The sequence below is a fragment of the Terrabacter lapilli genome (assembly GCF_039531305.1).
Classification (GTDB): Bacteria; Actinomycetota; Actinomycetes; order Actinomycetales; family Dermatophilaceae; genus Terrabacter; species Terrabacter lapilli.
On the sequence record NZ_BAAAPU010000003.1, the window covers coordinates 436,710 to 451,630 of the forward strand.

General features: G+C 71.8%; 14 protein-coding genes. All 14 read left to right on the forward strand.

Annotation, left to right across the window (positions count from 1 at the left end):
* Positions 1-225: 225 nt before the first annotated feature.
* Complete coding sequence (gene rpsB / locus ABD241_RS03405; protein WP_344058424.1) at positions 226-1,146, forward strand: 30S ribosomal protein S2; 921 nt, start codon at positions 226-228, stop codon at positions 1,144-1,146.
* 66 nt (positions 1,147-1,212) lie between these two features.
* On the forward strand, positions 1,213-2,043 hold the full coding sequence (tsf, locus tag ABD241_RS03410; protein WP_344058426.1) for a translation elongation factor Ts: 831 nt from the start codon (positions 1,213-1,215) through the stop codon (positions 2,041-2,043).
* A 172-nt stretch (positions 2,044-2,215) separates the two neighbouring features.
* Positions 2,216-3,463: a type III sulfide quinone reductase, selenoprotein subtype gene (sqr, locus tag ABD241_RS03415; RefSeq protein ID WP_344058428.1), complete on the forward strand. Its 1,248-nt coding sequence runs from the start codon at positions 2,216-2,218 to the stop codon at positions 3,461-3,463.
* Between the two features lie 21 nt (positions 3,464-3,484).
* Complete coding sequence (locus ABD241_RS03420; RefSeq protein WP_344058430.1) at positions 3,485-3,799, forward strand: TusE/DsrC/DsvC family sulfur relay protein; 315 nt, start codon at positions 3,485-3,487, stop codon at positions 3,797-3,799.
* The gene (locus ABD241_RS03425; protein WP_344058432.1) at positions 3,799-4,326 is read left to right on the forward strand and encodes a DsrE/DsrF/DrsH-like family protein; all 528 of its coding nucleotides are present in this window, start codon (positions 3,799-3,801) and stop codon (positions 4,324-4,326) included. Before ABD241_RS03420 ends, ABD241_RS03425 begins: the two co-directional genes overlap by 1 nt.
* An 82-nt stretch (positions 4,327-4,408) precedes the next feature.
* On the forward strand, positions 4,409-5,230 hold the full coding sequence (locus tag ABD241_RS03430) for a response regulator (RefSeq protein ID WP_344058434.1): 822 nt from the start codon (positions 4,409-4,411) through the stop codon (positions 5,228-5,230).
* The gene (locus ABD241_RS03435; RefSeq protein ID WP_344058436.1) at positions 5,227-7,962 is read left to right on the forward strand and encodes a DUF4153 domain-containing protein; all 2,736 of its coding nucleotides are present in this window, start codon (positions 5,227-5,229) and stop codon (positions 7,960-7,962) included. The genes ABD241_RS03430 and ABD241_RS03435 overlap by 4 nt, the downstream gene beginning before the upstream one ends.
* Positions 7,917-9,044, forward strand: coding sequence for an aminotransferase class V-fold PLP-dependent enzyme (locus ABD241_RS03440; RefSeq protein WP_344058437.1), 1,128 nt, complete (start codon positions 7,917-7,919; stop codon positions 9,042-9,044). The genes ABD241_RS03435 and ABD241_RS03440 overlap by 46 nt, the downstream gene beginning before the upstream one ends.
* Positions 9,045-9,145: 101 nt before the next feature.
* Complete coding sequence (pyrH, locus tag ABD241_RS03445) at positions 9,146-9,874, forward strand: UMP kinase (RefSeq protein WP_344058439.1); 729 nt, start codon at positions 9,146-9,148, stop codon at positions 9,872-9,874.
* 114 nt (positions 9,875-9,988) lie between these two features.
* Entirely contained in the window at positions 9,989-10,546 is a 558-nt protein-coding gene (frr, locus tag ABD241_RS03450) for a ribosome recycling factor (RefSeq protein ID WP_142184175.1), read from the forward strand.
* Complete coding sequence (locus ABD241_RS03455) at positions 10,543-11,571, forward strand: phosphatidate cytidylyltransferase (RefSeq protein WP_344058441.1); 1,029 nt, start codon at positions 10,543-10,545, stop codon at positions 11,569-11,571. The genes frr and ABD241_RS03455 overlap by 4 nt, the downstream gene beginning before the upstream one ends.
* A 2-nt stretch (positions 11,572-11,573) precedes the next feature.
* Positions 11,574-12,365 (forward strand): SDR family NAD(P)-dependent oxidoreductase, encoded by a 792-nt coding sequence (locus ABD241_RS03460; protein ID WP_344058443.1) that lies wholly within the window; start codon positions 11,574-11,576, stop codon positions 12,363-12,365.
* A 39-nt stretch (positions 12,366-12,404) separates the two neighbouring features.
* Positions 12,405-13,616 carry a dual-specificity RNA methyltransferase RlmN gene (rlmN, locus tag ABD241_RS03465; RefSeq protein WP_344058445.1) on the forward strand — a complete coding sequence of 404 codons (1,212 nt, stop codon included), beginning with the start codon at positions 12,405-12,407 and terminating at the stop codon, positions 13,614-13,616.
* A 99-nt stretch (positions 13,617-13,715) separates the two neighbouring features.
* Positions 13,716-14,918, forward strand: a complete 1,203-nt coding sequence (locus ABD241_RS03470) for a N(5)-(carboxyethyl)ornithine synthase (RefSeq protein WP_344058447.1) — start codon at positions 13,716-13,718, stop codon at positions 14,916-14,918.
* Positions 14,919-14,921 lie beyond the last annotated feature (3 nt).

Genomic DNA, 14,921 nt, shown 5'->3' on the forward strand with positions numbered 1-14,921 from the left:
GAGGTCACGTGTGCCTGCGCGCACGCGACCGTAATTCGCGCGTCTTCTGCCGGTCCGCCGGACCGGGTCGCACCACGGCAGTCCCCAACCCTCGCGGTGGGGCGGGGTGCGTCAGGCGCCAGGAGTGAGGTCGTACGCCGCCCGCCGGGTCACGTGCTCCACGTGTCCGCGAGCGTCGGCCGCCCACGCACAACTGACAACAACGACACAAGGGAGAACACGGCAATGGCCGTCGTCACCATGCGCCAGCTCCTCGAGAGCGGCGTCCACTTCGGGCACCAGACCCGACGCTGGAACCCGAAGATGAAGCGCTTCATCATGACCGAGCGCAACGGCATCTACATCATCGACCTGCAGCAGTCGCTGACGTACATCAACAACGCCTACGAGTTCGTCAAGGAGACCGTCGCCCACGGCGGCACCATCCTCTTCGTCGGCACCAAGAAGCAGGCCCAGGAGCCCGTCGCCGAGCAGGCGACCCGCGTCGGCATGCCGTACGTCAACCACCGCTGGCTCGGTGGCATGCTCACCAACTTCCAGACGATCTCCAAGCGCCTCACGCGCCTCAAGGAGCTCGAGGAGCTCAACTTCGACGACGTGGCCGGCTCCGGCTACACGAAGAAGGAGCTGCTCATCCTCAAGCGCGAGAAGGACAAGCTCGAGAAGACCCTCGGTGGCATCCGCTCGATGTCCAAGGTGCCCTCGGCCGTCTGGATCGTCGACACCAAGAAGGAGCACCTCGCGGTCGACGAGGCGCGCAAGCTCGGCCTCCCGGTCATCGCGATCCTCGACACCAACTGCGACCCCGACGAGGTCGACTACAAGATCCCCGGCAACGACGACGCGATCCGCTCCGTCACGCTGCTGACGCGGGTCATCGCCGACGCCGTGGCCGACGGCCTGGTCCAGCGCTCGTCCGGCAAGACCGGCTCCGACGTGCAGGCCGAGGAGCCCCTGGCCGAGTGGGAGCGCGAGCTCTACGCCGAGGCTGCTGCTGCCACCGAGACGCCCGTCGAGACGCCCTCGCCCGAGGTCGCCGCCGAGATCGCGGTCGACGCCCCCGCCGAGACCGCCGCCGAGACCGCCGCCGAGGCGCCGGCCGAGGCGCCGGCTGCTGACGCGACGGCCGGTGCCGAGCAGGCCTGAGCCTGCCGCTCCGACCGCCTCAGCACCCAGCACCAATCTCCACTGACGAAAAGAGCGATACAGAGCATGGCGAACTACACCGCCGCTGACATCAAGGCGCTGCGCGAGCAGACCGGCGCCGGAATGATGGACGTCAAGAAGGCCCTCGACGAGGCCGGCGGCGACCGCGCCAAGGCCGTCGAGGTCCTTCGCGTCAAGGGCCTCAAGGGCGTGACGAAGCGTGAGGGCCGCTCGGCCTCCAACGGCCTCGTGACCGCCCAGGCCGGCGACGGCGTCGGCACGCTGGTCGAGGTCAACTGCGAGACCGACTTCGTCGCCAAGGGTGAGAAGTTCATCGCCCTCGCCGACCAGGTCCTCGCGCAGGCCGTGGCCTCCGGTGCCACCGACGCCGACTCGCTCCTCAAGAGCACGCTCGGCGACGGCAAGACCGTCCAGGAGCTGCTCGACGAGGCCAACGCGACCATCGGCGAGAAGATCGAGGTCCGCCGGGTCGCCCGCCTCGAGGGCGAGAAGGTCGTCTCCTACCTCCACAAGACGAGCCCCGACCTGCCCGCGCAGATCGGTGTCCTCGTGGCCCTGGAGGGCGGCGACGAGACCGTCGGTCGCGACGTCGCGATGCACATCGCGGCCTTCAGCCCGACGGTCCTCTCGCGCGAGGAGGTCCCGGCCGAGACGGTCGAGAACGAGCGCCGCGTCGCCGAGGCCACGGCCAAGGAGGAGGGCAAGCCCGAGGCCGCCCTTCCCCGCATCGTCGAGGGTCGCGTCAACGGCTTCTTCAAGGAGAACGTCCTGCTCGAGCAGGCCTTCGCCAAGGACGCCAAGAAGACGGTCGGCAAGGTGCTCGAGGAGGGCGGCGCCAAGGCGACCTCCTTCGCGCGCTTCCGCGTCGGCCAGTGAGGTCCTGACCTCCAGCACGACCACGTATGCCGGTCGCCCCAGTCGGGGCGGCCGGCATCGTCGCGTCCGGGGCCACCTTCCCCGTGCGGGAGGCGCTCGTGTCTACGAGGTCACACCGTTGGTGTCGGCTGGTTCACAGCGCCGCGGATACCCATAGGGGTACCGTCGGAGCATGACCACCACCACGAAGTCCCTCGTGGTCCTGGGAGCGGGCACGGCCGGCACCATGGTCGTCAACAAGTTGAGGCACCGTCTCCCCGCCAGCGAGTGGCGCATCACCGTCGTCGACAAGGACGACGTCCACGACTACCAGCCGGGCTACCTCTTCCTGCCTTTCGGGCTCATCGAGCCCGAGCAGGTCAGGCGCAGCCGGCACGCCCTCATCGCCGACGGCGTCGAGCTCGTCCTCGGCGACGTCGACCGGGTGGACCCGCAGACCCGTGAGGTCTCGCTCGTCGACGGGCGCACCCTCGGCTACGACGAGCTCGTCATCGCCTCGGGCACGGCCCCGCGGCCGGACCAGACGCCGGGCATGCTGGGCCCCGAGTGGCACCGCAGTGTCGGCGAGTTCTACACCTACGAGGGCGCTCTGGCGCTGCGCGAGGCGCTGGCCGGCTTCTCCGGCGGCCGGCTGGTCGTGCACATCACCGAGATGCCGATCAAGTGCCCGGTGGCGCCGCTCGAGTTCACCTTCCTGGCGGACGACCACCTGCGCCGGCGTGGCTTGCGCGACCGGACCGAGATCGTCTACGTGACCCCGCTCGACGGCGCCTTCACCAAGCCGGTCGCGAGCCGGGAGCTCGGCCACCTGCTGGCCGACAAGGGCATCACCCTCGAGACGGACTTCATGGTCGAGCACGTCGACCAGGAGCGCCGCGTGCTCGTCTCCTACGACGAGCGCGAGGTGGCCTACGACCAGCTCGTCACGATCCCGCTCAACATGGGCGCGGACTTCGTCGCCCGCTCCGGCCTGGGTGACGAGCTCAACTACGTCCCCGTCGACAAGCACACCCTCCAGTCGACCGAGCACCCCTCGATCTTCGTCCTGGGCGACGCGAGCAACATCCCGACGTCCAAGGCCGGGTCGGTCGCCCACTTCTCGGTCGAGGTCTTCGTGGAGAACTTCCTCGAGCACGTCTCCGGGCGGCGCATGACCCACTCGTTCGACGGCCACGCGAACTGCTTCGTCGAGTCCGGCGGTGGCAAGGCGATGCTCCTCGACTTCAACTACGAGACCGAGCCACTGACCGGCACCTTCCCCCTGCCGGTCGTGGGCCCGATGACCCTGCTCAAGCAGTCGCGGGCCAACCACCTCGGCAAGCTCGCGTTCCGCCACATCTACTGGAACCTCCTGCTCCCCGGACGACCTCTCGGCCTGCCCGCGCAGATGTCGATGGCGGGGAAGGTCCCCGCCGCCTAACCGCAGACAAGGAGCGGCACCATGCCCACCACGACGATCGCCGGCCATGCCGTCGAGGTCAACGACGAGGGCTTCCTCGCCCATCCCGACCAGTGGTCGGACGAGCTCGGGGGAGAGCTCGCGAGACTCATCGGGATCGAGCTGACGGACGACCACTGGACGCTCGTCCACTTCCTGCGCGAGGACTACTCCCGCCAGGGCGAGACCCCGACGCTCCGCCGCGTCAGCACCCAGACCGGGACACCGGTCAAGTCCATCTTCGCGCTCTTCCCGGGCAAGCCCGCCAAGAAGATGGCCTACGTCGCCGGGCTGCCCAAGCCGAAGGGATGTGTGTGATGACCACACCGACCGTCCAGGACCCGACCACCGCCCCGCTCGTGCCGTCCTTCGACACGCCGGCGTCCGAGGGGCGCAAGCTCGCCATCATCTGCAGCAAGGGCAACCTCGACATGGCCTACCCGGGCCTGATCCTGGCCAATGCCGCCCTCGGTGAGGGGGTGGAGACGCACCTGTTCTTCACCTTCTGGGGCTTCGACATGATCAACAAGAAGACCTCCGGTGAGCTGAAGTTCACGATGCTAGGCAACACGGCCACCCACATGCCCCAGGGCCTCGGCGGGATCCCCGGCATGACTCATCTCGCGACCTCCCAGATGAAGAAGTCGATCGCCGAGCTCGACATCCCCGAGGTGCCGGAGTTCCTCGACCAGATCGTCGCCTCGGGCGGCCACCTGTGGGCCTGTCGCATGTCCGCCGACATGCAGCACCTGACCGAGGCAGACCTGCGCGACGACGTCGAGGGCATCATCTCGGCCTCCGACTTCATCGAGCTGACCGAGGGCGCCCAGCTGCTGTTCATCTGAGTCGCCCGCCCGAACCGGTCTTCACAGGATCTCCACACGTCGCACCCTCGTCTGCCCCACGCGCGCTCCTACGCTCGTGGACATGACACAGGGGTATGCCGCAGGGTCGCCGCGCAGCGCCGGGCCGACGGGCAGCGCGAGGCCGACGCTGCTCGTCGTCGAGGACGACCAGACGATCAACCAGGCGCTGACCGATCGCCTTGTCGCCGAGGGCTTCCGGGTCGTCCAGGCCTTCGACGGTCCGGGCGCCGTCTCCGCGCACGAGCAGCACGCGCCCGACCTCGTGCTCCTCGACCTCATGCTGCCCGGCTTCGACGGGCTCGAGGTGTGCCGGCGCATCCACGCGGCCCGTCCCGTCCCGGTGCTCATGCTCACCGCCCGGGCCGACGAGACCGACCTGCTCGTCGGGCTCGGCGTCGGCGCCGACGACTACGTGACGAAGCCCTTCCGCATGCGCGAGGTCGTGGCCCGCGTCCGGGCCCTGCTGCGCCGTGTCGACCGCGCCCGGGAGATGTCCGCCGAGCACCCACCAGTGCTGGTCGCCGGCGACCTCACCGTCGACCGTGGTGCCCGTCGGGTCGCCGTCCGCGGGAGCGAGGTCCACCTCACGCCGCTCGAGTTCGACCTGCTGCTGGCCCTGGCGGGGGAGCCGGGCTCCGTGCGAGCGCGCGACGCGCTGATGCGGGAGGTGTGGGGGTGGGCCGACGCCGGGGGCACGCGGACCCTCGACAGCCACGTGAAGTCGCTGCGCGCGAAGATCGGGGCCGGCAGGGTGCGCACGGTCCACGGTGTCGGCTACGCCCTGGAGACCCGGCCCTTCGCAGACGGCTCGCCGCGTGGCGGGGCGGAGGACACCGAGCCGGTGACGAGCTCGCCGGCGACCCTGCCGGGGGAGGACCGGTGAACCCCGACCGGCCCCTGGACGGGGTCCGCTCGATCAAGGCCAAGCTCGGCCTGCTCGTCGCCGCCAGCATCGTGGCGGCTGCGCTCGTGTCGACCGTCGGTGACCGGGCCGGGGTGCCCGGCTGGTTCACCCTCCCGGTGACCGTCGCGGCCGCGCTCGGGGTCACGCAGTGGCTGGCGCGGGGCATGACCTCGCCACTGCGCGAGATGACGGCTGCAGCGGCCAGGATGGCGACCGGCGACTACTCGAGGCGCGTCACGGCCACGTCCGCCGACGAGGTCGGCATCCTCGCCCACGCCTTCAACACCATGGCAGCGGACCTCGCCGGAGCCGACTCCCAGCGCCGGCAGCTCGTGGCGACCGTCTCGCACGAGCTGCGCACGCCCCTGGCGGCCCAGCAGGCCTTGCTCGAGAACCTCGTCGACGGGGTGGTGCGTCCCGACGACGCGGTGCTGCGGACGGCGCTCGCCCAGGCCGAGCGCCTGGGCACCCTCGTCGGCGACCTGCTCGACCTCAGCAGGGTCGACGGGGGGCGTACGCCGCTCGCCCTGGCGGGTGTCGACGTGCGCGAGCTCGTGCAGGCCGCGGTCGCCGAGGCGGGCGTGTCCCGTCGCGGGACCGTCCACGACGTCGACGTGCCCCCGGGCCTGTCCGTCACCGCGGACGCCGCCCGCCTCGCCCAGCTGCTGGCCAACCTGCTCGACAACGCCGATCGGCACAGCCCGCCCGGGGGTCGGGTCACCGTCAGCGCCGGCCCGGACGGGCCCGACCGGTGGTGGCTCCAGGTGGCCGACGAGGGAGAGGGCATCCCCGCCGAGCACGCGGAGCGCATCTTCGACCGCTTCGGCTCAGGCGATGACTCCGGCGGCGGCACGGGTATCGGCCTGGCCATCGCGAGCTGGGTCTGCGAGCTGCACGGCGGCTCGATCGCGTCCGTCCCACCAGCGGCGGGGGAGCACGGGGCTCGGCTCCGTGCCGTGCTGCCCCGCTCACCGCGCCCCACGACCTCGCCTGCCGAGGAGCCCGACCACCAGGAGTCCACCGTGCCCCCGCCCCCAACCACCCCACCCGGCCGGCCCGACACCGTCGCCGGCCACTCCGCCCCGAACTCACCCGCCGCCCGAGTGAGCTCGCCTGCGCAACCGCGCTCGGCGGCATACGCGAGCGTCCCGGCAGCGCCCCCGGGGCCCGTCGTGGACTCGCTCTTCGGCGACCTCTGGCCCGAGGCCGGACTGGCCCCCCAGGTGCGGCTGCTGCTGTTGTGCGCGGGAGTCGGCGCCCTGTCGGCGGTCGTGCTGCCCTACCGCAACATCGGCCTCGCGCTCTTCGGCGTGCTCGTCCTCGGGGGAGCGGTGCTCTGGCGCACGACTCGCCACCGCGGCTCCCGGTGGACGGCGATGACCGGCGTCCTGTGCGTGGCCCTGGCCTCGCTCTCGGTGCTGCGCGCCGCCGAGTGGCTGACGGTGCTCGCGGTCCTCCTCGGCATCGTGCTGCTCACCACCGCGCTCACCGACGCCAGGCGGCTGCTGCCGCTCCTCGCCGGCGTCGCCTCGTGGCCGCTGGCCGCCGTCCGGGGCCTGCCGCTGCTGGGCCGCACGGTCGCCGCCACGAGCAGGATCCACGTGCTGTGGCCCGTCGTGCGCACCGCCGCGGTCTCGCTCGTGGCGCTCGTCGTCTTCGGGGGCCTGTTCGCCTCGGGCGACGCCGTGTTCGGGTCCTGGGCAGGGGCGCTCGTGCCGCACCTCGCGTGGGACAGCCTCACCTTCCGCACCTTCGTCGGGTTCGTCATGGGCGGGGCGCTGCTGGCGGCGGCGTACGTCGCCCTCAACCCCCCGAAGGTCGAGCGGGTGGTGCTCCCCGAGGGCCGGCCGGTCGTCCGCGCCTGGGAGTGGCTCGTGCCCGTCGGCCTCGTCGTCGCCGTCTTCGTCGCCTTCGTGGTGGCGCAGGCCGCCGCGCTCTTCGGTGGGCACGACTACGTCCAGCGGACCACCGGCCTGACGTATGCCGAGTACGTGCACCAGGGCTTCGGCCAGCTCACGGCAGCCACGATCCTGACCCTCGCGACGGTGGCCGTCGCCGTCCGCAAGGCGCCACGGTGGAGCTCGCGCGACCGGCTCTGGCTGCGGGTGGCCCTCGGCGCCCTCTGCGCGCTGACGCTCGTCGTCGTCGCCTCGGCGCTGCACCGGATGGACCTCTACCAGCAGGCATACGGCTTCACCGTGCTGCGCGTGCTCGTCGACGCGTTCGAGCTGTGGCTGGGCCTGCTCGTCGTCCTCGTCCTCGTGGCGGGCGTCCGGCTCTCGGGGTGGTGGCTCCCACGGGCCGCCCTGGCGTCGGCCGCCGTGCTCGTCCTCGTCGGCGGTCTGGCCGACCCGGAGGCATGGGTCGCCCAGCGCAACCTCGACCGCTACTCGGCGACCGGGAAGGTGGACCTCGACTACCTCGGGTCGCTCGGCCCGGACGCGACGCCCGTGATCGCCGCCGGGCTGCCCGACGCGCTGGCCTCGTGCCTGCTCCGGACGGCGACCCCCGCCGCGCCGGACGACGTCCTGGGCTGGAACCTCGGCCGCTCCCGGGCCGCGCACGCGGCAGCCGGGGTGGCGGCGCAGGACCCCGCCGCGTGGAGACGTGGCTGGGTGGCCCAGGCCGGCGCTGACCGTGACCGTCGCTGCGGCAGGATGGCGGGGTGCGTCGCGACATCGCCGAGCTGTTCGAGCTCGACCCCGCCCTGACCCATCTCAACCACGGCGCCTTCGGGGCGGTCCCGCGTTCGGTGCGCGAGGCGCAGGACCGTGCCCGCGTGCGCATCGAGCGCGCGCCGATGCGCGCCTTCCGCGACGAGCTGCCGGCCCAGCTCGCCGAGGCGCGGGAGGCGGCCGCCCGCTTCCTCGGTCTGCCGCCCCACTCCACCGCCCTGGTGCGCAACGTGACCGAGGCTGTCGCCGTGGTGGCGCAGGGCCTGGGCATCGGCCCCGGTGACGAGGTCGTCGTCAGCAACCACGGCTACCTCACCGCCGGCTGGTCGGTGGAGGCCAGGGGTGCCCGGCTGCGCACCGCGGTGTTCGCTCTCGACGCCGAGCCAGACGACGCCGTGGCCGCCTTCGCGCAGTCCGTAACCGACCGGACCCGTCTGGTGGTCGTCGACCAGATCACCTCGCCGACGGCGCTGGTGCTGCCCGTGGCGGCGGTGGCGGCGGCCGTGGCACCCGTCCCGGTCCTCGTCGACGCGGCCCACGTGCCCGGGTCGCTGCCCGGTCTCGACGTCGAGTCCCTCGGCGTCGCCTTCTGGGCCGGCAACCTCCACAAGTGGGCGTACGCGCCTCGCGCGGCCGCCGCGCTGTGGGCCGCGCCGCAGCACCGGGAGTCGCTGCGTCCGCTCGTCACCTCGTGGAGCCACGGGCTGCCCTATCCCGAGCGCTTCGACCTGCAGGGCACCGTCGACCACTCCGCCTGCCTGGGCATCCCCGACGGACTCACCGCCTGGGAGCAGCTCGGCGGGTGGGTCCAGGTCGAGCGCAACGCCGAGCTGCTGCAGCACGGGGCCCGGCTGGTGCGGACGGCGCTGGGCACGCCCGACCCGCTGGGCGGCATACCCTCGGCCCACTGCCTGCGGCTCGTCGCCCTCCCGGAGGGCGTGGCCACGACCACGGAGTCCGCCGAGGCCCTGTGGCAGCGGCTCTACGCGGCGGGGTTCGTCGTGCCGCCGGTCGCCTTCGGCGGGCGCGGCTACCTGCGCCTGGCCGCGGCGCCCTACAACGACGAGGACGACTACGCGCGCCTGGCAGCTGCCCTGCCGGCGCTCCTCGAAGGCTGACCGCCCGACAGGCCGGCGTCCCCCTCGATGCGGCCGATGGCCCGGGGATGTGGAAAGATCGACCGACCGCCGGAACGCTGCCCACGAGGAGGCCCTGCGCCATGACCGATGCCCAGACGACCCCCTTCCACCGGGTCCTGCTCAAGCTCTCGGGTGAGGTGTTCGGCGGTGGCCGCATCGGCCTGGACCCGGCCGTCGTGTCCGGGATCGCCAAGCAGATCGCCGAGGCCGTGCACCAGGGCGTCGAGGTCGCCGTCGTCATCGGCGGTGGCAACTTCTTCCGCGGCGCCGAGCTGCAGCAGCGCGGGATGGACCGCACCCGCGCCGACTACATGGGCATGCTCGGCACCGTCATGAACTGCCTCGCCCTGCAGGACTTCCTCGAGAAGGAGGACGTCGAGACGCGGGTGCAGTCCGCGATCGCGATGCAGCAGGTCGCCGAGCCCTACATCCCGCGCCGCGCGATCCGCCACCTCGAGAAGCACCGCGTCGTCATCTTCGGTGCCGGTGCGGGCATGCCGTTCTTCTCCACCGACACGGTCAGCGCCCAGCGGGCGCTGGAGATCAAGTGCGACGCCGTCCTCATCGCCAAGAACGGCGTCGACGGCGTCTACGACTCCGACCCACGCACCAACCCCGACGCCAAGAAGCTCGACACGCTCACCTTCAACGACGCCATCGCCGAGGGGCTCAAGGTCGTCGACGCGGCCGCCTTCAGCCTCTGCATGGAGAACAAGCTGCCGATGGTCGTCTTCGGCATGGAGGGTGCGGGAAACATCACGCGCGCCCTGCTCGGTGAGAAGATCGGCACGCTGGTCACCAACGCCTGAGGCCGGCCACTGCGCCCTGTCGCGGACGATCCGCGAGCGGCACCGCACACGAGCACGACCTGGCACGACCGAGCACGACCACGAACGAACGAGGGACGAGGAAACCGGAGAGCCATGATCGAAGAGACGATGTTCGAGGCCGAGGAGAAGATGGACAAGGCCGTCGAGGTCCTCAAGGAGGACTTCGCGGGCATCCGCACCGGCCGCGCCAACCCGGGGCTGTTCAACAAGCTGACGGTCGAGTACTACGGCGCCCCGACCCCGCTGCAGCAGCTGGCCTCCTTCCAGAACCCCGAGCCGCGCACCATCCTCGTCATCCCCTTCGACAAGTCGGCCATCCACGCCATCGAGCGCGCGATCCGCGACTCCGACCTCGGTGTCAACCCGAGCAGCGACGGCAACCAGATCCGCTGCGTCATGCCCGAGCTGACCGAGGAGCGCCGGCGCGAGTACATCAAGCTCGCCAACCACAAGGCCGAGGAGGCGCGCGTCTCGGTGCGCAACATCCGTCGCAAGGCCAAGACCGACCTCGACCGGCTCGTCAAGGACGGCGAGGTGGGCGAGGACGACGGCACGCGGGCCGAGAAGGAGCTCGACGGGCTGACCAAGAAGCACACCGACCTCGTCGACACCCTCGTCAAGGCCAAGGAGACCGAGCTGCTCGAGGTGTGACCTCGGTGCTCGACCCGAAGATGACGACCGACCAGCCGTCGGAGCCCGTGGATCCGACGCGGGCACCGGCCCCCACGACCGAGAGCCCGGACGGCGATCGCACCGACGGCGATGGCACCGCAGGTGCAGGCCCCCTCGAACCCGTGCCCTACGACCCGAGCCTCGACGAGCTGGCCGGGCTGCCCCCCGAGGTGGTCCTCGAGAAGAAGCAGAGCCGGGCCGGGCGCAACCTGCCGGCGGCGATCGGCGTGGGCGTGGGCCTCGGCGTCCTCATCATCGCGACCCTGCTCGTCCGCAAGGAGTCCTTCCTCGTCCTCGTCGCTCTCGCGGTGGGCATCGGCCTGTGGGAGCTGCGTGCCGCCCTGCGCCACGCAGCCGTCGAGGCGCCGCTGGTCCCGCCGCTCGTGGGGATGGCCGCGATGCTGTGGGCCGCCTACGCCCACGGCCCCGCCGCCCTCGTCGTGGCCTGGGCCCTGACGGGCCTCGCCGTCGTGCTGTGGCGCGGAGCGGGCCGCCTCGAGGGCGCCGGCCGCGACGCCCTCGGCGGCATCTTCATCTCCACCTACCCGAGCTTCCTCGTCGGCTTCGCCGCCCTGCTGCTGGCGCCGCCGGACGGCGTCGGCCGGATGTTCGTCTTCCTCATCACCACCGTGTGCAGCGACGTCGGGGGGTATGCCGCAGGCGTCCTCTTCGGCAAGCACCCCATGGCGCCCACCATCAGTCCCAAGAAGTCCTGGGAGGGCTTCGGCGGCTCGGTGGTGCTGTGCGTCGTGGGTGGCTCGCTCAGCGTCCACCTCCTGCTCGACCACTCCTGGGTGATCGGCGTGGCGCTGGGCATCGGGGTCGCCATCGCCGCCACGATCGGCGACCTGATGGAGTCGCTCATCAAGCGCGACCTCGGGATCAAGGACATGTCCAACGTCCTGCCCGGCCACGGGGGAGTCATGGACCGGCTCGACTCGCTCGTCGTCGTGGCGCCCATCGTCTGGGCGGTGCTGACCCTGCTGGCCGCCAAACCGGTCTGAGCGTGTCGTCCTCTCCCTTCGGGCAGTCCGGTCGGGTCGCCCTCGTCACCGGCGCCGGCAGCCCCGACGGCATCGGCCTGGCGACCGCCCGGCTGCTCGGGCGCCTCGGCGCGACCGTCGTGGTCGCCGCCACCACCGACCGGGTGCACGACCGTGTCGCCGAGCTGCAGCGAGAGGGCGTGACGGCCAGCGCCCACGTCGGGGACCTGACCGACGAGTCGGTCGCCGAGGCCCTCGTCGAGGGCTGCGTGCGGCGCCACGGCCGCCTCGACGTGGTCGTCAACAACGCCGGCATGACCAGCGCGAGCGACTCCGACGCGCTCGGCGGCGACCTGCCGGCGACCGACCCCGACCGCTGGCACCGCTCGCTGGCACGCAACCACGACACGGCATACCTCGTCAGCCGGGCCGCGCTGCCGCACCTGCGCGCCTCGGGGACCGGTCGGCTCGTGCAGGTCAGCAGCGTCACCGGTGGCCTGATGGCCATGCGGGCCGAGGTCGCCTACGCCACGGCCAAGGCGGGGCTGCTGGGCCTGACCCGCGCCCTGGCCGTCGACGAGGCCGTGCACGGCTTGACGGTCAACGCCGTCGCACCAGGCTGGGTCGCGACAGGCTCGCAGACGGCCGACGAGGCCGAGGAGGGGCGCGCCACCCCGGTGGGCCGCTCCGGCACCGCGGACGAGGTGGCCGCGGCCATCGCCTTCCTCGCCAGCCGCGAGTCGTCCTACGTCACGGGCCAGGTCCTCGTCGTCGACGGCGGCAACGGGGTGGCGGAGCAGCGGGCCCGTCGGTGACCGGCCCGTTTTGACTCGGCCTGAGACACTGGAGGGGAGATGACTGAGACTCCCGCCCCCGCCCCCGAGCCGGCGCCCACCGGACAGCCCGTCGTGCTGCCCGAGCCGACGACGACCCGCCCCCAGCCGGGTCAGCTGACCTTCACGGCCCCCCGGCGCGGCAAGCCGCCGCGCCACCTGGCCGACTTCACGCCCGCCGAGCGCAAGGAGGCCGTCGAGTCGCTGGGTCACAAGGGCTTCCGGGCCAAGCAGCTCTCGACGCACTACTTCGAGCGGCTCGAGGACGACCCCGAGCAGATGACCGACCTGCCCAAGGCGGTCCGCTCCGAGCTCGTCGCCGACCTGCTCCCCACGCTGCTGACACCCGTCGTCGAGCGCGTGGCCGACGACGGTCAGACGATGAAGTACGCGTGGCGCCTGCACGACGGCGCCATCGTCGAGTCGGTGCTCATGCGCTACCCCAACCGCGTCACGATCTGCATCTCCAGCCAGGCCGGCTGCGGCATGAACTGCCCCTTCTGCGCGACCGGCCAGGCCGGCCTGACGCGCAACCTGTCGGCGGCCGAGATCGTCGAGCAGGTCGTGTGGGCGGCACGCGCGCTGCGCCGCGGTGAGCTCGCCGGTGGCAGTGACGAGGACCGGGAGGCGCCGCTGCGGGTCAGCAACGTGGTCTTCATGGGCATGGGTGAGGCCCTCGCCAACTACAAGGCCTCGATCGGCGCGATCCGTCGCCTGACCGACGCCGCGCCCGACGGCCTCGGCATGTCGGCGCGCGGCATCACCATGTCCACCGTCGGCCTCGTGCCGGGCATCGACAAGCTGACGGCCGAGGGCATCCCGGTCACGCTGGCGCTGTCGCTGCACGCACCCGACGACGAGCTGCGCAACGAGCTCGTACCGATCAACACCCGCTGGTCCGTCGACGAGGCGCTCGACGCGGCCTTCCGCTACTACGAGACCACCGGACGCCGGGTCTCGATCGAGTACGCCCTGATCCGCGACATCAACGACCAGGGCTGGCGCGCCGACCTGCTCGGTGAGAAGCTCGCCCGCCGCGGAAAGGGTTGGGTGCACGTCAACCCCATCCCGCTCAACCCGACGCCGGGGTCCAAGTGGACCGCCTCGCGGCCCGGGGTCGAGCAGAACTTCGTCGAGCGCCTACGCGCCCACGGCATCCCGACGACCATCCGCGACACGCGCGGACAGGACATCGACGGGGCGTGCGGGCAACTCGCTGCCGCCACCGCCTGACCCGCGTAGGCTGGCCAACAGAGGCAGTGCCCCGGCGCGGGCGCTGGTGGAAGGGGCACCGGGCAGGGCGCGGGGGAGAGTTCGCCAGGAGGTAGGCCCATGGTCCAGTCCCTGATCCAGCCCGTCGAGCCCAGCGGCCCGGTCGACTCGTTCGAGCTGAGTGTCGGCGTCCTCGGACGGTCGCTGAAGGAGAACGAGCACCGGCTGCCCCTGCACCCTCGGCACTTCGACCGCATCCCGGCCGCGCTGCGGCGAGGGGTCTTCCTCGAGCACGGCTACGGCGAGCGGTTCGGGGTGGCCGACGACGAGCTCGAACGCTACGTCGGCGGGTTCCGCAGCCGTGAGGAGCTCGTGCAGCAGTGCGACGTCGTCCTCGCGCCCAAGCCCATGCTCGGCGACATCGCGGGACTGCGCATCGGGCAGGTCCTGTGGGGCTGGCCCCACTGCGTGCAGGACACCCAGCTGACCCAGGTGGCCATCGACCGGCAGCTGACCCTCATCGCCTTCGAGGCGATGAACCACTGGAACCGCGACGGCTCCTTCAACCTGCACGTGTTCCACAAGAACAACGAGCTCGCCGGCTACTGCTCGGTGCTGCACGCCCTGCAGCTGGCCGGCATCACAGGCGCGTACGGCCCCCACCGCCGCGCCGTGGTCATCGGCTTCGGTGCGACCGCGCGCGGCGCCGTGACCGCCCTCAACGCCATGGGCGTCGGTGAGGTGGACGTGCTGACGCACCGGCAGCGGGCCGCCGTCGCCGCCCCCATCCACACGGCCCAGATCGTCCACTTCGACACCGACGCCGATGACGCCGGCGGCCGCGTCGGCCACGCCGACACGGAGCACGGCACGGTGGCGCTCGGGGAGTTCCTGACCGAGCACGACATCGTCGTCAACTGCGTGCTGCAGGACACCGATGCACCCTTGCTGTTCATGACCGAGGACGACCTCAAGCGGATGGCCCCGGGCAGCATCGTCATCGACGTCTCGTGCGACGAGGGCATGGGCTTCAGCTGGGCGCGGCCCACGACGTTCGCCGAGCCGACCTTCATGGTGGGTGACCACGTGCTCTACTACGCCGTCGACCACAGCCCCTCCTACCTCTGGGACGCGGCGACGTGGGAGATCAGCGAGGCGCTCCTGCCGTTCCTGCCCGTGGTCATGGGCGGCCCGGCCGCCTGGGACCGCTCGCCGACGATCCGGCGCGCCATCGAGATCCGCGCAGGGGTGGTGCAGAACCCGGCCATCCTGTCGTTCCAAGGACGCTCGCCGACGCACCCGCACCTGCCGCTGGCGACGTGACCT